The sequence below is a fragment of the Weissella confusa genome, assembly GCF_004766315.1.
In the GTDB taxonomy this organism is placed as follows: domain Bacteria; phylum Bacillota; class Bacilli; order Lactobacillales; family Lactobacillaceae; genus Weissella; species Weissella confusa_A.
The window spans coordinates 1-21082 of record NZ_PVSN01000042.1 but is presented as its reverse complement, the minus strand read 5'-3'; the positions used below and the strand labels follow the sequence as shown (position 1 = coordinate 21082).

Below are 21082 nucleotides of genomic sequence, written 5' to 3'. Positions count from 1 at the left end.
ACATACGACAAAAACAATTTGGGGGATATTATGGCACGTAAGATTGGAATTATTGGCCTTGGAAACGTTGGGGCTGCGGTAGCGCACGGATTGATTGCACAAGGGGTAGCCGACGACTACGTCTTTATTGATGCAAACGAAGCGAAGGTGAAGGCTGATCAAATTGATTTCCAAGATGCAATGGCGAACTTGGAAGCGCACGGCAATATCGTGATTAATGATTGGGCGGCTTTGGCTGATGCCGATGTTGTGATTTCAACGTTGGGAAACATCAAGTTGCAACAAGACAACCCAACTGGTGACCGTTTTGCTGAGTTGAAGTTCACGAGCAGCATGGTCCAATCAGTCGGGACGAATTTGAAGGACTCTGGTTTCCACGGCGTATTGGTCGTGATTTCAAACCCAGTTGACGCGATCACGGCTTTGTTCCAACACGTGACTGGATTCACAGCTCACAAGGTGATTGGAACGGGTACTTTGCTTGATACAGCGCGTATGCAACGTGCGGTTGGTGAAGCGTTTGATTTGGATCCGCGTTCTGTCTCAGGATACAACTTGGGTGAGCACGGTAACTCACAATTCGTGGCTTGGTCAACGGTGCGTGTTATGGGTCAACCAATCGTGACGTTGGCCGATGCTGGCGATATTGATTTGGCAGCCATTGAAGAGGAAGCGCGTAAGGGTGGCTTCACGGTTTTGAATGGTAAGGGATACACAAGTTACGGTGTTGCAACGTCAGCAATTCGCATTGCTAAGGCTGTGATGGCTGATGCGCATGCTGAATTGGTTGTGTCAAACCGACGCGATGACATGGGCATGTACTTGTCATACCCAGCGATTATCGGACGCGATGGTGTCTTGGCAGAAACGACGCTTGATTTAACAACGGATGAGCAAGAGAAGCTTTTGCAATCACGTGATTACATCCAACAACGTTTCGACGAAATTGTTGATACACTCTAAAAACACAAAAAGTGGCTTCAATCAGGCGATTGGACCACTTTTTTCTAGTTATGCTTGAAAGGAAGGCTTATGAAGCTTTTACATACTGCCGATTGGCATATCGGTAAAGAACTGGGTGGCTTCTCACTGTTAGAAGAACAAAAAGCTGCTTTTAAAAAGATTTTGCAGTTGGTTTTAGAGGAACAAGTAGATGGCATTATCGTGGCGGGTGACTTGTATGACCGCGCCATTGCGCCGACAAGTGCAGTGACGGCCTTAGAAGCCATGTTGCGCGAGATGAATTTGACGCATCATTTGCCCATTTATGCAGTCTCAGGAAACCACGATGGGGCAACGCGTCTTGGTGCTGGCCACGAGTGGCGTGAACAGACTGAGTTATACATCAACACAACTTTGGCGGAGGCATTTACGCCGGTTGAGACTGAGGAAGCGCAGATTTTTATGTTGCCATTTTTGGAACCAACGGCTGCGCGTGTTTACTACCAAGTATCTGAAGATGAAATCGCGGACTATCAATCGATTGAACAAGTCATGGCGCGTATTGTGCCTGAGATGGTCGCAAACTTTAATCCGGACAAGCGTCACATTTTGGTAACTCATTATTACGTAACGGGTTCTGACAATGCAGACTATGAATTTACGAGTGAGACGAATTCACGTGTCGGCGGATTGAAGGGCATCACGGCGGGACAATTTGCAGATTTCGATTACGTCGCATTGGGTCATTTGCATTTGCGCGAAGCTAGTCCAACTAAGACAATTCGTTATTCAGGGTCACCGGTAAAGTTCAATACCAAGGAAGCCCAAACTGAAAAGGGTGTCTATATTGTTGATGTAACTGACGCAGGTGTGACAACTACGTGGCACCCAATTGCGCCGACGAAGGATTTGATTGTCTTGCAGGAAACGTTTGAAACGTTAACTGATCCCGCTTTCTATCAACAATATGATCGTGCACATGCGAACTTCTTCAGTATTCGCATTCAAGGTGCTGCGCAATCTTCAAACGCGCGTGCGGATTTGACGGAAATTTATGGGGATGTCGTGGAATTGCAATACGACATGCCAAAAATCGCATTGGACCAGCAGGTTGTTCCAGAGCCGGTCGATGATGATATCTCGAACGAAGACTTGATTGGCCAGTTCTATGAAGAAGTGATGGGGGAATCGTTGACGCCTTTGCAAGAAACATTGGTGTCAGATACGTTAGTTGCGATTTCACAAGCGGAAGAAGGATAATATGCGACCTATTAAATTACATCTTGAATATTTTGGGCCGTACGAAGATACGACCGTTGATTTTGAACGTTTTACGGAATCAAAGTTATTTTTGATTACGGGGGATACCGGCGCTGGTAAGACAACCATGTTCGACGCAATGACATATGCGCTATTTGGTGAAGGAACGGGTGATCGCAAGCCGGAAGCGATGCGTAGTGAATTCGCACCAACTACGGCTGAAACGGCGGTGACGTTCTGGTTTGAGCATAATGGTCAGTACTACCGCATTGCGCGTAAGCCAACGCAACAACTAAAGAAGAAGCGTGGCGCTAAGTCAGATGACGACACGACGGAGCGTAAGGCGGAAGTATCATTTGCTGAAGTGGATGATTCTTTGCAGACCCCAATTGCCGATTTAGGTGAAAAGGCAACATTGGTTAATGAAACTGTCCAAGAATTATTGCATTTGACGGCAGATCAATTCCGCAAGATTATTTTGCTACCGCAGAATCAATTCCGTGAGTTTTTGGCCGCTCAAAGTGACGACAAAATTACGATTTTGCGTAGCTTGTTTGGGACTGAAATCTTTGATGCGTTTACTGAAGCGTTGAAGAACCAACGTAAGGATGCCAACAAAAAGATTGAAAGCTTGTCGAACGAGTTGCGGGCTGCATTGAAGCAGGTTAGTTGGGATGTGCCAAACATTGCTGAACTTGCGCCAACACCAACTGAACAAGTGGCCTACTTAGCCACTCAAGTTGCTAACGCACAAACAGCGGTTACGCAACAAACGACCGTCCATGAACAAACGGTTGCTGCTTTGACAACTGCGCAAGCTGCGTTACAAGCTGGTCAAAAGTTGGCGCAAGCGATTGAGCGCCAACAGGTCTTGCAGGCCCAGGCAACACAATTAGCGACGCTAGCTGAGGAAATTGCGACTAAGCGTGCTGACTTGGCAGTCTTGGATTGGGGAAATACCCAACGCGATTTGGTTGCGAAGGTTGATGATGCCAAGCGAACAGTGCAACGTTTGACTGATGAGTCTACTCAGACCGCAAGTAAGTTAGTTGAGGCTGAAAAGGCAGCAACAACTGCACGTCAAGAACAAGCGACGTTAACAGCTGGTGAACCGGCAGTTGTCGCCCAACGCGAGCGCTTGACGTTGGTGACGGAAACGTTACTACCAAATGCGAAGCGTCAAGCTGATTTACAAAAGACGATTGATGCGTCTGAGGAGCGTCTGTCAGCATTACATGACATGCAGGCTGGAACAGCAAAACACGTCACAGAAGTTGAACAAAAAATGACGGCTGCGAACGAACGTTTGGCATCACTAGCTGACGTTACAATGCAACAAACGGCTTTGGCAGGCTTTGCTGGTCGTATTGCATCATTATCACAGGCTCAAATACGGTTGAATCAACAGCAAGCCAGCTTGGCAAATACGCAACAATCATATGAATCAGCACAACACAAGTTAACCGCTGCGCAAACAACGCTAGCGGAAGTGATTGCGATGCGTGAATCGAAGGCAGCACTTCGTCGTAATGTGATGATTCAACAATTGCATAATGAGTTGAAGGTTGGTGAGCCGTGTGCCGTTTGTGGTCAAATCTACACTGGTGAAAATGAAGATCCGCACGCTGTGCAAACTACCTACGACGTTTTGAAGGTTGCCATGGCTGAAGTGGAAGAGGCTGAAACCGCTGAGCAACGAGCCATTGCGGATGAAGCTGGTGTGAAAGCCTCGGTTAATGAGTTGCAAGATATGGTTGCGAAGGCGACGACATCATTTGATCAAGCTAAAGCTGATTTGGCCGATGCCTATGAAACGCTGTATGTCGATTGGCAACAGATTTTCCCAGATAACTTGCTACCGGACACGTACGACGCATCTGCGGTATCCGCACGTTATGACGAGCTGAAGGCAATTGTAGAAAACGATATTGCGCTTCAAACTAAGACGACTCGCGAACTTGCTGAATTGACGGCGGAACTTGGAAAGCTTAAAGAACAAGTTGCGTCAACGACGGCGCAATTGGAAGAACAAGAACGTCAGTTTACAGCTGACCGAGATGCGTTGGCAAAACTGAACGCGCTAGGTGAATTGGGCGATGTTGCAACCTATGAAGATGAGCGTCAAACGTTGGCAACAGAAATCGCAACGTTTGAAAAGCAACAACAAGCCGCGCAAGAAGCTGTCCGTAGCGCTCAACAGACGGTTCAGACATTGCAAGCTCGTCACGCAGAACTAGCTGCAGAATTGACAGCGGCTAATGAACAATTGGCGACGATGTCGGGGCGCTTAGGTGCTGAGATTGCAGCTGGTCCAGTTGCGGATGAAGCAGCCTTTAAGGACTTATTGGCGCGTTTGGATGCCGATAAGTCATTGATGACGACTTTGAGTGCCGAAATTGCCACGTATGATACGCAAGTTGCTGAAAATAAGCAACAACTGACCGCGGTTACGACTGAAATTGGCGAACAGACCGAACCTGATTTGACGGCACTTCAAGCACAACAAGAAGCAGCCAATGAAGCGGAAACGATTGCGCGCGACCGTAAGGCTAAGTTGCAATTTGAGCTAGATAAATTGCGTAAGGAACACGAAACGGTTGTTGATTTAGAAGCACAAATTACGGCAATTACAGCTAAGTCAGCCGATTTGATCAAGTTGACGCAAGCAGTAGATGGCGTGAACACTAAGAATCTTCGCCTAGAGCCATATGTGTTGCGTAGTTTTCTTTATGAAGTTTTGGCATACGCAAATGAGCACTACATCGGTAATTTGTCAGCTGGCCGATACCAATTTGTTCTTTCAAACCGTCAAGCTGGTCGTGCCAACCAAAATGGTTTGGATATTGATATTTACGATCAAGATGCCGGTAAGGTCCGTTCAACGAGCACGTTGTCTGGTGGAGAATCATTTATCGCGGCACTTTCAATTGCGTTGTCGATGGCCGAAGTGGTCCAATACCGTGCCGGTGGCGCCAAGATTGATGCGTTGTTCATTGATGAAGGATTTGGTTCACTTGACGGCACCACGCTGTCACAAGCGATGGAGGCGTTGGCATCAGTCGAACAAAGTGGTCGTTTGATTGGGGTTATTTCACACGTTGAGTCAATGAAACAACAAATTCCACAGCAAATGGTGGTCACAAAACAGGGTAGCGGACGCAGTAAATTAACTTATCGCATGGTATAAGGGACTGTAACCGATTTCATGGAACTTTTAGATTGAAACGACCTTTTTTCTGGGTAATAATGGTTTTCGCACAGAGAAAAAGTAAGGTAAAAAGTTTCGTGAAGGAGGTGCGCTATGCTTTTTCTAGTTCAAAATCAGGACGGCCAAATCGTATTCCACTTCCAAGATGAAAATGGCTACCAAATTGAAAAAATTGAAGCTACGGACTTGTATACCATGCTGCCACGCCGACGTGCTGAGTTGTTGGTGACGTTGATGGCTGGCGATAAAATGAGCGATGTGATGTTGTTGAAGCATGAAGCCGGCTTGGTACAGGCAGACGCACAAATTTTAACGATTCATCAATTGCATGATTTGACATTGAAAGAGTACCGGCTTGTTGATGAACGCCAAACGAATCATGAAATACGTTGATGATGACGTTAACGTTGGTGATCGTAGCACCGATTTTATATATGCTATTGGACACAGTCGTACTGCGCCACTTTGGTCTATCAATTTTGGATTCCGAAATTGGTGCCTTTGGTATCTTGGCGGTGGTGTATCTGGCATGGTTTATCATGACCTATACAAAACTTGGCGAACGCATTGAAGAATGGGTGATGATTCACTTAGCCCAAATTCGACGAACGGGTGAACAATAGCGTATAATACAGTTATTAACTGAAAAGAGGCATTTCACCCATGAAGAAGTCAGAAAAGCTAGCCAAGAAGCAAGCAACTCGTTTGACAAAGGAAACAGAATTGCAATTGAAGCGTGGATTGATTCACATCGAATTGGTTGATACGCCAGATGAAATTGCATCATTCTTGTCAGAAGATAAGTAATTAAAAAGCGCTGCCAGATGATTATTAGTCATCTGGCAGCGCTTTTATTAGTTATACCAACCGTATGGAACTTCGGCAATTAGCTGATCAATAGCGAGTTGGTGCTGTACGTTATACATTTTCGGGTGACTAGCGAGTGGCACGAACTCCAATGCTAGCGTTTCATCCCCATCAGCTTGCAACTCACCGCCGACCTGGGTGACTTCAAACAAAAACATGGGGATTTGCGCTATATCGCCACTCGGGAAGACATGGTGGAAGTTCGTATCCACACCAACCAACGCAGCAATTTCAACATCGATTCCAGCTTCTTCTTTGAATTCGCGTTGCAAAGAAGTCATCGCTGATTCGCCGAGATTTTGCATCCCCCCAACCAGGCTCCAGCCAACTTCACCGTCGCCACGCTTCTCAAGGAGAACCTTTGTCCGCGTTTCATCGAATAAAATCCCGGCCACACCTGGCATAATGATTTCTTCGTGACCAATTTTGGCACGTAGGTCTTTGAAATAATTCTCCATTACCATTGTGAATACCCCGAATCGTCGTTTTCTCAATTGTATCCGTTCAGTCGCAGAATTTCAAAAAGCACTTTTGCCTGTGATACAATAAGCGTATTAAGACTACTAACCTTTACACAGGAGATTTTGGCATGACTTTTGATGAATTTAACATTGAATTGGGAACGGTGCTCTACCTTGATAGTGTTTCCGAGCGTGAGGAAGCTGAAATCGCTAAGGGAAAGTTGCCGGAAGCTGACGTACGTGCCGACTATCAAGCACAACGTGAAATGATTATGCGCTCATTCCTGGCGTTTGCTGATTTGCCAGCTGATGATGGGGCGGTTGCCAAGGCTTTGGCAAACTTGCACACTGATTTATCAGATGGAGAGCGCACAACGTTGTTAACCATTCGCAACCTACACAATCGTGAGGCGGCTGGCAACTTTACCGAAGATGATGCAGAAGAGCTTGAAGATGCGGTTGAAGCAGCTGAAGCTTACTTGATGAACCGCATGGCCGATGTGCTAGCTGACTAATAGAACGAGGACAACATGATGAAAGCACTGATTGTGCCCCAACCAATTGCAAATGACGTGATGCTTGGTCAACAAGCACTAATTGCCTTTCCGTATGCACCTGATGAAGGGGTGACAGAATTTTTAATGGTATCTGGTAAAGAGCCACTACCAGAAGAATATTCACTTGGTTTGGCAATGGGTTACCAACTTGGTATCGTCACGATTAATCGCGTGTCAAAGTCACGTGATGTCCCTGGTTTTTACGAATGGGAAGTCGCACCTAAGATGTTAGTGGCGCCTAAGGCAATGGACATTGCACCAGATACATTTGTTGATGTTGCGCCAACTGATTATGAAGAACTTGAATTGGAAACGATTGGCTTGTTTGCCTGGATTGCTGAGCCACACGCTGACTTTAGCGAGGCTCTTCAAGCCCATGCGGATACTTTGATTGCGATTGGGTCAAAGCAAATGCCAGCGAAGTATCGCGAAATTTTGGCTCGTACCGGATCATGGCAAGAAGTTGACGCAGCATGGGAAGATGATCAATTTGAACACCGTAATCACCACATGTTAGAACACGGTATTCCAGAAATTAATTTTGGTCACACACACGCACATGAAGACGTGCCAACATTTAAGTTGAAGTCAAAGCACGATTCTGAATAGTAATGAAACGGACATCCCAGGTGGTGTCCGTTTTTTCGTCTAGCAACTCGGAGCGGTTTAAGCTAAAATGAAGGTTATCACAAACGAATTACAGGAGTTCTTATGCTAACCTCATTTTTGGTTCTAGAAATTACCGCCCTGATCTCATTGATTTGGGCTTTGAAGTTTAAGATTACAAAATTAACATGGGTGACGATGTTGATTGTGACAATCTTAAACGCTGGTTATGTGTACTGGTTGATGCCAGTGCCAACGTTGTCACAATTGGTGATGCCGGTCGCGGTTGAATCGGCAATTGTCGTGGTGTGGGCATTGATTACAGGTGCTTCAGCGCAAGTCGTGCAACGCGTAACGAAGCGTGGCACACACATCAGCCTTGAAGGGTTGACGATTTGGCCGTTCATCATTCCAATTATCGCGTTTCTAATCTCGTTGGGGGCAGGTGTGTCACAAGCATTGACAGTGCGTCCAATGTACAACTCTGTGCAAGCAACGGTTAAGAAATAAGCGCCATTGACCAAGGATGATCAACCAATCGCCTTGTCAGCGCAAGCTTCACAAAACATGATGAAGAAGGCTTTTTCTCAAGTGCCTGATTCATCAATGTACCGTTTAGGTGATTTGTCAGCCCAATATATCAATGGTAAGCCATATTACGTGGCGCCAGTTGAGTTTAACGGCTTTATGTCATGGTTGATGAATCGCACGTTGCCTGGATACTTTATTATTTCGGCGACTGATATTAATGACACGGCGCACTTCGTGAAGGAAAAGTTGGATTATTCAGAGACCAGCTGGTTCTCACACAACATTGCGCGCAAGATTTACATGCGTAATCCAAAGTACGCCCAAGTGGGTGAACCAATTTTGGAAATCGACAACAATGACCAAGCTTACTGGGTGCAAACGTTGCTTAATGTGCGTTGGGCCGGTCAATTGATGTACGATGATATCCATGTGTCATTGACGAATGCAGACACGGGTAAGGCGACGGTCTACAGCACAAAGGATTTGCCAGCCTGGGTTGATGCGGGTGTGTCACCAGAAGCAGCAACGCGTATGAACCGTGCTTACGGTAATCCATATGCCTTTAACTTCCGTCACAAGAACCAAATTAAGCCAACTGAAAACGGTTCAGAAAGTGGTGTGACGCCGGTCTTTAACAACGACCGTTCAATTTCATACTTTGATGATTTCACAACGGTGACGTCAAATGCGGACTCTGATAAGGGATACTCATTGATCAGCACGCGTACGGGTAAGTTGTCATTCTACACGGGTAAGAACGTTGGTATCATGGACTCTGATGGGGCGATTAAGGTTGCTAAGCAATTGCATCCCCAAAACAAGTGGCACGGTTCAAACCCAGTTATCATGAACATTGACGGCACGCCAACTTGGGTCGTCTCAATGATGGACCAAAATGAGCGTTTCCGTGAGTACGCCTACATTAAGGGAGCTGATCAAAACGTCATTGGTGAAGGAGCAAATGCTTCTGACGCCTTGGCTGCCTACCGTAACGCCTTGGCGGGTAGTGTGCAAACAGCGAGCGTTAACGATGCCTCGATTAAGACGCAAACGATTACAGGTAAGGTTGCCCGTGTTAACGTCAACGCCACATTGGATGATAAGCAAGTCGTGATTTTCAAGCTTGAAAATGATGAGACGATGTACACGCTTGATCCTTCTAAGATGCAAAACGCCTTGTTGATGCAAGCAGGTGATGATGTCACATTGAAGGTGAAGACAGTTAAGGGTGCATCAGTCGCGAACGTCATCAATTTGACGAACAACTCTTTGAAGTAGTACGTCAATCTCGGGTATAATGTAAGTAACGAGATTGAAAAAAGAGGTAGACATGATGGGCAAGGGAACAATCAAGTCAAATGATTTTGCACGTGGTGCGGCGTCAAAGGGCGCTGTTACCCGTGATCAAAAGCTTTCTGCACGTGAGGCTTTGTTGGCCAAAGCACGCGCTAAGGCCAAGGCTGCATCTGAAAATAAGTAGCATCGAGCGCTAGGTACCTTTTTATTGGCATTCCTAGCGCTTTTTATGTATGATATATTATTGACTTTATCAAAGAAGGAAGAGTGGTACATATGGCAACATTTGCAGAACGAATGCTTGATGAATTGTCTGGTGGACAATTGGAAGATGCGAAGAAGTCATTCGCCTCATCACTACGTTATGATGATGATGACACGATTTATTCATTAGCAGAAGAATTGTATGGTTTGGGGTTCTCAACGCAAGCCAAGCGTGCATATCAAAAGTTGTTGGAGAAGTATCCTGACGAAGATCAATTGCGCACAGCCTTGGCTGACATTGCGATTGATGAAGACAAGACGGATGAAGCAATTACTTATCTAGCCGAGATTTCACCTGATTCAACGGCTTACATTGAATCATTGTTGGTGTTGGCTGACTTGTACCAATCTGAAGGACTAAACGAAGCCGCTGAAGCCAAGTTGCGTGAGGCCTTTGATCTAGCACCTGAAGAAACGATTATTCAATTTGCGTTGGCTGAGTTCTACTTTGCCACGGGTCGATATGAGACGGCTATTCCGTTCTACCGTGACTTGTTGAAGGCCGGTGAGCGTCGCTTCTCAGGTTTGGATATCGCGTCACGTATCGGTGTTGCCTACGCTTTGACGGGTAACTTTGCGAATGCATTGGGTTACTTGGAGCAAATCAAGGATGCCGATTTGACGCCAGACGTGCGCTTCCAATTGGGAATGACGTACGCCGTCGATCCTGAAAAGGTCGACAAGGCCATCGATACGTTGGAAGAGTTGCAAGAACTCGATCCATCATACGCTGGTTTGTACGAGCCTTTGGGACAATTGTACGAAGACAAGAACGATTTGGAACAAGCGTTGATTACGTACCAAGCTGGTATTGCGGTTGATTCATTTAACACGCAATTGTACACGCGTGCTGCTGCAGTTGCGCAAGCACAAGGTGAAGACGAAGAAGCTGACCGTATCTACCGTGAGGCCTTGGAGAACAACCCAGAAGATTTGACTTTGACGATTGGTTACTCAAACTTGTTGGTTGCCATGGGAGACCACGTTGGAAACATCAACTTGTTGAACGAGTTCTTGGCTGATGATGATGCCGAAGCTGATCCACAATTGTACTGGAACTTGGCACAAAGCTACACGGCTTTGGAAGATTTCGAGATGGCAACAAAGTACTGGAATGCGGCTTTGCCATTCTTCTTGGACAACATTAACTTCTTGAAGCCTGCATACTTCTACTTCCGTGAAGAGGGTGAAACGGCCTTGGCTGAAGAAGCTTTGTTCAATTACACGCAATTAGCACCTAACGACCTTGAGATGGCTGAACTATACGACCAACTTAAGGAAGAAAAGGGACTATAATTTTCGAATTATTAATAATAATGTTTTAGTGGGTATTGTTACTTCTTTTCGAGTAACGATACCCATTTTGTTTTGTTAAACTCTTTAAATTGATTCTGTATTAAAACATAATGGCGTATCAGAAAGAGTAAAATGTTCGGAAAAGTAAAAAAATCAGCACACTTAAGGTCGGGGATATGTTGTGTCGTGACGATTGGTAGTTTCATTGTCGTCATGGCGATATTTTGTTTGGCACTACATTTAATGGCCGGTAGTTACGATGTCATCATTCATCCGGCAATTCAGTTGTTTATCATAATCTTTGCATTGGGTATATCGACGGTGATTGCGATTCAAGTACATAGTTATTTGCAAAGAATTTTTCGCTGAAAATTCATCCTCCTGAACAGTTTGTGAACTTGGGGGTTATCATTTTAAATTCACTAATAGGGCGTGATACAAAAGAAGCATAGAGAAAAATATTTTGTATTTACGGGAGGATACATAACTATGTCACATGATTTGTTACGTCGACACGACGCCTTTGGGGATTTGTTGGATAAGATGAACGCGTCATTGATGCAAGCACCGGCATTTGGAGCTGATGTAAAGTCAGACGTTGTTGAAAAGGATGATCACTATGAAGTGGTTGCCGACATCCCAGGCGTCGATAAGGAAGACATCAAGGTTGATTATGAAGATGGCACATTGCAAATTTCAGCAACGCGTCATGAAATCAAGGATCACTCTGACAAGGATGGCAACATCCTACAATCAGAACGTAGCTTTGGTTCAGTCGGCCGTTCATACTACCTACCTAACGTAGACCGTGAGAAGGTTTCTGCCAAGTACAAGAGCGGGGTGTTGCACATCACGTTGCCTAAGGCTGAAGTCGCTAAGAAGTCAGCAATCACGATTGAAGACTAAAACCATATGGAAACGTCGGTTTGTTTAGCAGACCGGCGTTTTTTGTGCTAAAATTAGAATATTATCATATTAGGAAATGAGGACACTGCCATGGATGCATTGCAATTATCACGACGATTGGCGACTGTAGCGTCATATGTTCGCGATGGTGCGCGTTTAGCAGATATTGGTTCTGACCACGCTTATTTGCCAGCAAACTTGTTGTTGAACAAGCACATTTCATTCGCGATTGCGGGTGAGGTGGCACAAGGACCACTGGACAATGTCCAAACTGAAATTAACCGTCACCGTCTTGGGGATGTTTTGGTGCCCCGATTGGCGAATGGCTTGGCTGCCGTTACACCAGAAGATTTGATTGATACGGTTACGATTGCCGGTATGGGTGGTCGCTTGATTGCACAAATTTTGGCGGACGGTCACACAGATGGTCAACGTTACCAACGTTTGATTTTGCAACCAAACATCGATATCGATGTGGTTCGTACTTGGTTGATGGACAATGATTATCAACTTGAAGACGAAACGGTTGTTGAAGATGATGGTCATTTCTACGAAGTCTTGATTGCAGTTCCTGGTCATGCCAGTTACACCGAAACTGAGTTGAAGTTCGGACCGTTTAACTTGGAAAAGCGTCCGGAAGCTTGGCAAACCAAGTGGCAACGTGAATATGACCGTGTGAAGACAATCATGGCTAAGTTGGAATCAGCTAACAAGCAAGATTCAGATGCATACCGTGAGTATCAACAACAAGTAACTGAAATTAGTGAGGCGTTGGGTCTATGAAAGCAACTGAGTTAATCGCCAAGATTGAAGCTTATGCACCACGTAATCTAGCTTGGGAACGTGATCCAATCGGGCTCCAACTTGGTGATCCAAATCAAGAGATTCATACAGTAATGACGGCATTAGACGTGCGTCCAGAAGTTGTGGCAGAAGCAATCGCGAATAACGTTGATTTCATTTTTGCACACCACCCAATGATTTTCCGCCCAGCGAAGAATTTGGATTTGTCGGTGCCACAAAACAAGATGTATGCGGATTTGATTAAGCATGACATTGTCGTTTATGCGGCGCACACAAATTTGGATGCGGCTGCAGGTGGCATGAATGATTCGTTGGCAGAAGCACTTCAGCTAACTGATGTGACGCCATTGATTCCGAATGCTGATGGCAAGACAGGTCTCGGCCGTATCGGATCACTTGTGGCGCCACAAACGGTGACAGATTACGCGACATTTGTGCGCGATTTGTTTAATGTAGCGCACGTGCGTGTCATTGCGAACGACATGAACCGTCAAATCCAACGCATTGCGGTGCTTGGTGGGGATGGTGGTAGTGAATACCCAGATGCCTTGGCAGCTGGTGCTGACGCTTATGTCACAGCGGATTTTTACTATCACACGGCGCATGACGTCTTGGCTGATGATTTTGTGGTGATTGATCCGGATCACCACATGGAGGCCATTGCCAAGGATAAGCTAGTTGAACTGGTTAATGCTTGGCAAACCGAAAACAATTGGGACCTAGACCGTGTCTTCGCCTCAACTGAAAACACGGATCCATATACGTATATTTAATTAAGGGGAATTACTATTATGTCTGAAGAACTATATCCAAACTTGGTTGACCGTTTTATCCGTTACGTGAAGGTCAACACGCGTTCAAACGAAGGGTCAACAACGGTGCCATCAGATCCTAAGGAAGTTGCTTTCTTGGCTGATTTGGCTGAAGAATTGAAGAGCCTTGGCCTAGAAAACGTGCGTACGATGGCTGACGGTTATGTTTTTGCCGAATTGGCTTCTAACATTGACGCTGATGTGCCTGCAGTTGGTTTCATTTCACACGTTGATACGGCTGACTTTAACGCTGAAGGTGTTAGCCCACAATTCGTTGAAAACTACGATGGTGAGTCTGATATCAAGTTGAACGACGACTACACATTGTCACCAGCTGATTTCCCTTCATTGAAGAAGTACAAGGGTCACACGTTGATTACGACTGACGGAACGACTTTGCTTGGTGCCGATGACAAGTCTGGTGTTGCTGAAATCATTTCAGCTGCTGAATACTTGATTGCTCACCCTGAAGTAAAGCACGGTAAGGTTGTCTTTGGATTCGGTCCTGACGAAGAAATCGGTATTGGTGCCGACAACTTCCACGTTAAGGAATTCGGCGCTGACTTTGCTTACACGGTCGATGGTGGTCCGTTGGGTGAGTTGGAGTGGGAGACGTTCTCAGCTGCAGCAGCTAACATCAAGATTCAAGGACGTAACGTGCACCCTGGTTCTGCCAAGGACACGATGGTTAACGCCTTGCAAGTTGCAATGGACTTGCACGCTGCTTTGCCAGCCGGTGATCGTCCAGAATTGACGGAAGGCCGTCAAGGATTCTTCCACATCTTGAAGTTGAACGGTACGCCTGAAGAAGCTGAGATGTCATACATTATCCGTGACCACGATCGCATCATCTTTGAAGAGCGTAAGCAAGCATTGCGTGACATCGTTGAAAAGATGAACGGTGAATTGGGCGTTGAGCGTATCAAGTTGGATATGTACGACCAATACTACAACATGGGTGAAGTCTTGAAGGACGACATGACGTCTGTTGATTTGGCCGAAGCCGCTATGAAGGCTTTGGACATCGAGCCAGTTATCGAACCAGTTCGTGGTGGTACTGACGGTTCAAAGATTACGTTCTTGGGATTGCCAACGCCAAACTTGTTTGCTGGTGGTGAAAACATGCACGGTCGTTTCGAGTACGTTTCAACGACCGTTATGCACCAAGCGGTTGATACAATTTTGAAGATTGTTGAATTGAACGCAGCAAAGTAATTTTAAATAAATTGAAAAACAGCCATCAGAATCTGTCGTGGATTCCGATGGCTGTTTTTAAGTTTGTAAGGTCAATTGTGATGTTAAGAAAACAAGTGTCGTTTTGGGTGGACACTTGTTGAGTGGAGTTGAGTATAGGGTGCATATGGTTTAAAAGTTAATTTAGGTGTTTCATAGCACAAGTATTTGAACCGCAACAAACTAGAACATAACAGGCTTTAAATTGGCAGATGGACAAAAATGTTTACAATACGAGACTTATCTAAAAAAGGCTGAACTTCACTATCTTTTCGGAAATGTTGCTTCTGGTTTGATTATGGCGTATTGTATGTTTTAGTTTTTTACAAGAGAGAAAGCGTATGAAAAAGAAACTAGTGTTTGGATTTGCTTGGGCATTAATCTTATTGGGCATTATGCTGATTTTTGGTGAGCAGTGCATATTTGCGCTGTTTGATAAGCAACCGGCACAACTATCTGCGAAAACAATCGCTAAAAACGAAAAGTTGGTTACCAATTACGACTGGCAGTCAGTAAAAACATTGTCAGCTAGTACGATTATTAAAGCAAGGACATCAGGAAATGATCTGAAATATGTCGGTTTAATAATAGTGCCAGATATTGGATTAAAGTTGCCGATTTTGAATGGTACAACGAATGAGAACTTAGCAATTGGCGCTGGTACAATGTTCGCAAACCAAAAAATGGGGCAAGGTAACTATTCGCTTGCTAGCCATTTTGTTCGTGGATCTTCAAATAAACAGATGTTATTTTCACCAATTTACTACAAAGGTCGAGTTGGACAACGCATTTATGTGACGAATCTTAAACGTGTTTACGTGTATAAGACTAATGTATACAAGACAGTTAAAAATACTGCTGTAGATGTTGTTAAACCGGTTCCTGATAAAACAATGCTGACGCTCATTACTTGCAATTACACGCATGACAGAGGGCGTGTAATGATGCAAGGAAATTTGGAAACATCGTATAAGTGGGAGAACGCTTCGAAGTCAATTAAAGCGCAATTTAATTCGATGATTCGGTAGTGGGACTTTTTATAATCGAATCAATGAACGATTGATAGTCTTTCTCAATAATCAAGTCATAAAAAATTGAATTCTGATTGTTTACTAGAAGATGCATGGCACTAGTTAATTCGTTGTACAATTTTTCAGATTCACCCAATTTGCCAGTGATATGCAAATCTAAAACAAAGAGCAATTTTGTCAATAACGCCCCATATAAATCATAATATGGTATTTCTCGGTTTGTAACAAAATCGATAATTTGGCGGAAAACGCCTAAATCGGAATTTTGGAGTGCGAGAGTTCCAATGTTGTATAAGGTGTTTGAAATAATTGACCAATATCGAGCTGCCATGTTCAAATCTGTACTGGTTTGAATAACGGCAGTTTGTTTTTGTATTTCCGAAATGATTTCATTTTGTAAAATTTTTACGCGTGACCAATTCATAAAACGCATTATGTTGTTAAATAGTTCCATCTCAGTTGGATTAAGTCGTCCGATTCTGATGAAAATAGGTTTCTCAGCAATCTCAACAATCACAGATTGAAAAGCTTGTTTCAATTCAAGATCATCAAGCTGGACTTCTATGACTGCAGACAAATTCAACAATATTTCTGGAAGATCAACAGGTGATAGTTGAGCAAGTTGGTCATGTAAGGTTTTCACATCTGTAAAATTTTTCATATCAAAGGCCGTTAACAAACTTGAATGGGTCTCTTTTTCAAAATTTCCTTTGACGCGAGCCATGAATTCAGTTGTAGAAATACCGAGGATTTTTAAAATTAAAAAAACTCTTGAACTGGGAAGATCACGATTGCCCTTGAAAAAATGATAAAGGGTAGAACGTGGTACACCGGTCGCCTTTACGATGTCAGCAATTTTATAACCTTCCGATTCAATTAGCTGATGAATTGTTGGACCAAGGTATTGGTAGTGGTATACCCCTAAATCAAAATCTGAAAGCTGTTTTAGATTCATGTTAACGCCTCTGTGTACTTTGTTTTAATTAGTGCTATTATACATGAATAGAGAGCTAAGCAAATTGGAGTAATGAAATGAAATTTAAAGTTAGGCTGTTTATGCTGTCGTTGTCGCTAATGCTTTTGCTGGCTACTTCAGCATCTGCAGATAGTGACAATGCGTTTGTCCCGTATAAACCGGGGTATGAAGCAGTTGCGCCGGATGGAACTGGTTTGCCGTTGGTTGATAAGCAAAATCCTGAAAAAGGGTATAAGCTGCCTGGCGCAATTCGAGGGAAAGTTATCACTTATCAGAAAGTTAAATCTGCTGACTTGAAGCAACAATGGGCTGATAGGACGTTAGATAGAATTAAATCACAAGTTGATAAGCTTCTAAAGTTTGTTAAAAAACACAAAGTAGTCATATCAATCTTGCTGGCCGGGTCTGGCATGGCCTTGATGGGACTGTGGTGGTTACAAGACAAACTGAGAAATAAATATAAAGTGATGCTGATTGTGCCGCAAACCCTGACGGAAGAAATGCAACTTCTTGTTGGCCGTCGATTAATGGGTGATGTAGGGAAATCGATCACATTAAACACTTTTTCAAACTAGGATGACGCAAATACTTTTGTTGGCGAACTAACTTCAGTGGGCTTGCAGGCGTGGGTTGAAAAAAAGGAAGAATCAAGGTCAGCAGCGAATTAAAACCATTCGACATTTAAATTCCAAACTAAGTGGTCTTGAGAAAATTTTTTCTCAGGGCTTTTTTGTTGCATGGTTTTACGCGATTTCTAAAACTGTCTCATTATGTAAACGTTTACGTCCTGGAGATATTATTTTTCGTACACTCTAGTTGAGGTAAGAAAGATGAAAGCGGTTATGACTGAGTTTAGTAACGTGTTTTTATGGGGAGTCACGCAGTGGGGCGTGCGACTAGTTTTCATGATTTTTGTGGTTAATTTATTATTTAAAATTTTGGTTTCGCTTTTTGGTATGAAATCTACAAGAGTTAATCAGATTTTCAACGTGTGAATGTTCATCTCTGGCGCAGTTATTGTCATTGTGTTCGGTGCATCATTTTTTATTGAAGCGGGAGACTATTTGTTGAACTTAGTCACTGATAAATAAAAGTGTCTCGTCCTGTGAACACTTTTATTTTTGTGAGTTGAGATACATTAAACTAGCAAAGTACTATTTGTAAGTGATTGAAATCGAGTGGGGGATTAGTTGTATTTAAATGCTGTTTCACTTATGAAACAACGCTTCGAAACATTTGATTACAAATAGTAAGTAACTAGTGAGATACTGGAATAGGTCAGGAGGAATTGGTGATGACTAAGTATAAGATGTATAAGTCGGGTAAAAAGTTAGTAATTGGTGCGACGATTGTGGGAGCTACGTTGACTGCAGGGATGTTGTCTAATGAATTGCAACTCCCTGGTTTTGATAACTGAACGAACGTTGCGTATGCTGACTTTAAGGCTGACAACCCAAACGGAAATATTTTGTCTAATGGTGTTTTGACAGATGTGACGTCGGGAAAGTCTGCAGCAGCAGGCGGTACATTGGATATTGATAATATTGGTGATACGATTCAATTGGAATATCAATGGAAATTAGATAGTTCTACTGGTTACCAATACAAGGCGGACGATACGTTTACATTTGAAGTGTCGGATCAATTGCGAGTTGCAAATGAAGTAAGCTTCCCATTAACAACAGCAGATGGTGTCACGCTTGGAACTGTGCATGTATCTATGGATGGCACAGCAACGATTACGTTCTCAGATGAAGTGACTGATTATGCGAAGACACACTCAAACATTGGCGGCACTTTGAAAGTCCAAACAGTTGTGAATTCAAATGGTTGGCATAACGAAGATAAAGTTACTGTGAATACACAAGTGCCTGGCACGGATGGCAATACATCCATCACCGTGACGGCACCAGATGGTTCAATTAGTGATCCGGATGGAAATACAACGGATATTCTAACGAAGTATGATGGCTACGTTTCAGAAGATGCTGTTCGACAATACTTTACGCCAGAAGAGTTGGAAGCTAATCCGGACATTCTGAAGAATCCGGGTAAGTATCTCATTTGGTGGGTAATTAAGGTTAATAATCCGGGAGCGGAATTGAAGGGTGTACATCTATCAGATTCGATGGAAAAGTCACAAAAGCTTATTCCAGGTTCAATCCAGATTGCCCAAGTTCCGACTGGGGCGGCTGATTTAACCAACGGTGTTGATGTAACGGACCAATTTAAAATCGCCTCAACGGACACAACGATTGACATTGATTTTGGTGACACAAACAAGGCTTACTTTGTTACGTACTATGCTAAGGTAGTTGATCATACCGATGATAGTATTGATAATTCAGCAACAGTCTCAACAAATGATGATTCTGTTTCAGATAGTGCTGCTCACGCGGTAACAACTGGATCTGGAGATGCATCTGGCGATCAAAACTCAGAACCGTCAACGCCGACGGAACCAACGACTCCAACAGAGCCAACAACTCCAACGGAGCCATCGACGCCTACATCAGAGCCGTCAACGCCAACAGAGCCAACGACACCGACGGAGCCAACAGAGCCAACGACTCCAACAGAGCCAACGACTCCAACGGAGCCAACAACGCCGACAGAGCCAACAACTCCAACGGAGCCATCGACGCCTACATCAGAGCCGTCAACGCCGACGGAGCCAACGACTCCAACAGAGCCGACGACTCCAACGGGACCAACGACACCGACGGAGCCAAATGTTGAGCGTCCATCTGTGACAACTGATAACAAGCAAGCTACAATTAATTCTGGAAATGGGCGAGTAGAATTGCCAGAAACAGCAGCAACCCTACCAGAAACGGATGCTGACACAACAAAATACACGCTTGCAGGTATTTTGTTGATGGTGATTGGGGGGATGATGTTGTTGTTTAAGACAATGCTAACGAGCCAATCTCGCCGTTCTAAGTAGTTATTGAAAATGTATCAAAAAGCAAGCATTTGTGTGCTTGCTTTTTTTGGAGAAAAAAGAATGAACTATTTGTTTATCAAACGAAATATATCCGGGCGTCAATCCGGTCTTTCTTTGGCCGTAAATGAGCGACTTGGCATTTTCAACGGGCTTGGTGTTCACGCTCACATACTGACTTTGGATTTTGATGTTCGAATGTTTGATTATATAAAAGAAAACAACGGGGTTACGAATTCTGACGTAATCAATATGTACGTTGAATTAACGGGAGTCGATTTCGTAAAACAAAAAATCAGCGTCGTAAATATGGAAACCGATGACGGGACGTTGATACAAAAAAATTATTTCGACGAGAAGGGTCAGTTAAGAATAACTGACCCGGATTATTCATCAAGACAAACAAAAAACCGCTGAAACAGCAAGTTAATACCGTTTCAGCGGGTTTTGCGCTTTCACCCGTTGGGTGAAAACCATAGGAGCTCTTTTTTATGATATTTTGTTAGTGGAAAACAAACCAAATACTCAAAAATTGGAGCGTCTAAAATTATGACTCAAAAAGTATTACCTAGCAACCATTTAGTTGCAGTTTCAGACAATGGGGCACCAATTACCTCGGATGGCGGCAACGTGCTGCTTAGTATTTTTCTGAATTCGCCTGTAATTTCCAGGCTCTTTAATAACGTTGAATTCAACGATAATCGCAAAAATCCACGCTATGCTAAGGTAGAATTGTTATTGCAAATGCTCATTCAAGTTATCGAAGGTTATCGCAACGACGACGTTGCAGATTACTTGACCCAAGATATCGAACATCGACTTGTTTATGCGCAAAACATGGCATCTCAACCAACTATTTCCAGATTTCTATCACATCTCACGAACGAAGACATTGATGAGCTACAAGAATTAAATCGTCGTATTGTCTCTTTAATTGATGAAAGATCAGCCAATACTGAACTGGTGCTAGATTTGGATTCAACCTACTTTGAGACCTTTGGTCATCAAGAAAAAATTGGTTTTAATTATCACTACTTGAACGTCGGTTACCATCCGCTTATCATGACCGATGCTTTAACTGGAACCGT

The 21082-nt window shown here is 43.9% G+C and carries 24 protein-coding genes; 22 read left to right on the top strand and 2 right to left on the bottom strand.

From position 1 onward, the window contains the following. The first annotated feature begins 30 nt into the window (after window positions 1-30). The 6 genes from C6P11_RS06420 (at window position 31) to C6P11_RS10975 (ending at window position 6217) form a co-directional block, all read left to right on the top strand. Entirely contained in the window at window positions 31-963 is a 933-nt protein-coding gene (locus C6P11_RS06420; RefSeq protein WP_135519644.1) for an L-lactate dehydrogenase, read from the top strand. 69 nt (window positions 964-1032) lie between these two features. Next, window positions 1033-2202 (top strand): exonuclease SbcCD subunit D, encoded by a 1170-nt coding sequence (locus C6P11_RS06415; RefSeq protein ID WP_135519643.1) that lies wholly within the window; start codon window positions 1033-1035, stop codon window positions 2200-2202. A gap of 1 nt (window position 2203) precedes the next feature. Then, window positions 2204-5389 carry an AAA family ATPase gene (locus C6P11_RS06410; RefSeq protein WP_135519641.1) on the top strand — a complete coding sequence of 1062 codons (3186 nt, stop codon included), beginning with the start codon at window positions 2204-2206 and terminating at the stop codon, window positions 5387-5389. Between the two features lie 114 nt (window positions 5390-5503). Then, on the top strand, window positions 5504-5803 hold the full coding sequence (locus C6P11_RS06405; protein ID WP_135519639.1) for a hypothetical protein: 300 nt from the start codon (window positions 5504-5506) through the stop codon (window positions 5801-5803). After that, complete coding sequence (locus C6P11_RS06400) at window positions 5803-6033, top strand: hypothetical protein (RefSeq protein ID WP_135519637.1); 231 nt, start codon at window positions 5803-5805, stop codon at window positions 6031-6033. The genes C6P11_RS06405 and C6P11_RS06400 overlap by 1 nt, the downstream gene beginning before the upstream one ends. 40 nt (window positions 6034-6073) lie before the next feature. Further along, window positions 6074-6217 (top strand): hypothetical protein, encoded by a 144-nt coding sequence (locus C6P11_RS10975; RefSeq protein ID WP_003607649.1) that lies wholly within the window; start codon window positions 6074-6076, stop codon window positions 6215-6217. A gap of 47 nt (window positions 6218-6264) precedes the next feature. Here the strand turns inward: C6P11_RS10975 and C6P11_RS06395 are convergent, their stop codons facing one another. Beyond that, window positions 6265-6741 carry an NUDIX domain-containing protein gene (locus tag C6P11_RS06395; RefSeq protein ID WP_135519635.1) on the bottom strand — a complete coding sequence of 159 codons (477 nt, stop codon included), beginning with the start codon at window positions 6739-6741 and terminating at the stop codon, window positions 6265-6267. A gap of 125 nt (window positions 6742-6866) precedes the next feature. On the opposite strand from C6P11_RS06395, the gene C6P11_RS06390 reads away from it, so the two are divergent. From C6P11_RS06390 to C6P11_RS06350, 11 genes are all read left to right on the top strand, one after another. Next, window positions 6867-7253 (top strand): hypothetical protein, encoded by a 387-nt coding sequence (locus C6P11_RS06390; RefSeq protein WP_135519633.1) that lies wholly within the window; start codon window positions 6867-6869, stop codon window positions 7251-7253. Window positions 7254-7268: 15 nt separating this feature from the next. Then, complete coding sequence (locus C6P11_RS06385) at window positions 7269-7904, top strand: hypothetical protein (RefSeq protein WP_245299817.1); 636 nt, start codon at window positions 7269-7271, stop codon at window positions 7902-7904. Between the two features lie 102 nt (window positions 7905-8006). Further along, window positions 8007-8411 (top strand): hypothetical protein, encoded by a 405-nt coding sequence (locus C6P11_RS11250; protein WP_245299815.1) that lies wholly within the window; start codon window positions 8007-8009, stop codon window positions 8409-8411. 6 nt (window positions 8412-8417) lie between these two features. Next, window positions 8418-9710 carry a hypothetical protein gene (locus C6P11_RS06380; RefSeq protein WP_245299813.1) on the top strand — a complete coding sequence of 431 codons (1293 nt, stop codon included), beginning with the start codon at window positions 8418-8420 and terminating at the stop codon, window positions 9708-9710. A gap of 52 nt (window positions 9711-9762) precedes the next feature. Continuing rightward, window positions 9763-9912 carry a hypothetical protein gene (locus C6P11_RS10970; RefSeq protein WP_156696876.1) on the top strand — a complete coding sequence of 50 codons (150 nt, stop codon included), beginning with the start codon at window positions 9763-9765 and terminating at the stop codon, window positions 9910-9912. A 92-nt stretch (window positions 9913-10004) separates the two neighbouring features. Next, window positions 10005-11288 carry a tetratricopeptide repeat protein gene (locus tag C6P11_RS06375; RefSeq protein ID WP_003607642.1) on the top strand — a complete coding sequence of 428 codons (1284 nt, stop codon included), beginning with the start codon at window positions 10005-10007 and terminating at the stop codon, window positions 11286-11288. Window positions 11289-11777: 489 nt separating this feature from the next. Continuing rightward, the gene (locus tag C6P11_RS06370) at window positions 11778-12194 is read left to right on the top strand and encodes an Hsp20/alpha crystallin family protein (RefSeq protein ID WP_135519631.1); all 417 of its coding nucleotides are present in this window, start codon (window positions 11778-11780) and stop codon (window positions 12192-12194) included. 90 nt (window positions 12195-12284) lie between these two features. Beyond that, complete coding sequence (locus tag C6P11_RS06365; protein WP_135519630.1) at window positions 12285-12977, top strand: tRNA (adenine(22)-N(1))-methyltransferase; 693 nt, start codon at window positions 12285-12287, stop codon at window positions 12975-12977. Continuing rightward, window positions 12974-13771, top strand: a complete 798-nt coding sequence (locus tag C6P11_RS06360) for a Nif3-like dinuclear metal center hexameric protein (protein ID WP_135519628.1) — start codon at window positions 12974-12976, stop codon at window positions 13769-13771. The genes C6P11_RS06365 and C6P11_RS06360 overlap by 4 nt, the downstream gene beginning before the upstream one ends. 18 nt (window positions 13772-13789) lie before the next feature. Continuing rightward, a complete protein-coding gene (gene pepT / locus C6P11_RS06355) occupies window positions 13790-15025 on the top strand; it encodes a peptidase T (protein ID WP_135519626.1) in 1236 nt (411 codons plus the stop codon). A gap of 359 nt (window positions 15026-15384) precedes the next feature. Continuing rightward, entirely contained in the window at window positions 15385-16071 is a 687-nt protein-coding gene (locus tag C6P11_RS06350) for a class A sortase (RefSeq protein WP_135519624.1), read from the top strand. Here the strand turns inward: C6P11_RS06350 and C6P11_RS06345 are convergent. Then, window positions 16052-17029: a helix-turn-helix domain-containing protein gene (locus C6P11_RS06345; RefSeq protein ID WP_135519622.1), complete on the bottom strand. Its 978-nt coding sequence runs from the start codon at window positions 17027-17029 to the stop codon at window positions 16052-16054. The genes C6P11_RS06350 and C6P11_RS06345 overlap by 20 nt on opposite strands. Before the next feature lie 77 nt (window positions 17030-17106). Between C6P11_RS06345 and C6P11_RS06340 the strand changes: the two genes are divergently transcribed. The 5 genes from C6P11_RS06340 to C6P11_RS06320 all read left to right on the top strand — a co-directional run. Next, complete coding sequence (locus tag C6P11_RS06340; RefSeq protein WP_135519620.1) at window positions 17107-17625, top strand: hypothetical protein; 519 nt, start codon at window positions 17107-17109, stop codon at window positions 17623-17625. Between the two features lie 719 nt (window positions 17626-18344). Beyond that, entirely contained in the window at window positions 18345-18467 is a 123-nt protein-coding gene (locus C6P11_RS06335; RefSeq protein ID WP_135519618.1) for a KxYKxGKxW signal peptide domain-containing protein, read from the top strand. Window positions 18468-18518: 51 nt separating this feature from the next. After that, complete coding sequence (locus C6P11_RS06330; protein WP_135519616.1) at window positions 18519-19997, top strand: Ig-like domain-containing protein; 1479 nt, start codon at window positions 18519-18521, stop codon at window positions 19995-19997. Between the two features lie 9 nt (window positions 19998-20006). After that, a complete protein-coding gene (locus C6P11_RS06325) occupies window positions 20007-20411 on the top strand; it encodes a hypothetical protein (RefSeq protein ID WP_135519614.1) in 405 nt (134 codons plus the stop codon). Window positions 20412-20543: 132 nt separating this feature from the next. Beyond that, window positions 20544-21082, top strand: a 539-nt coding sequence (locus C6P11_RS06320) for a transposase (RefSeq protein WP_210114206.1), incomplete at its 3' end; no start/stop codon positions are given.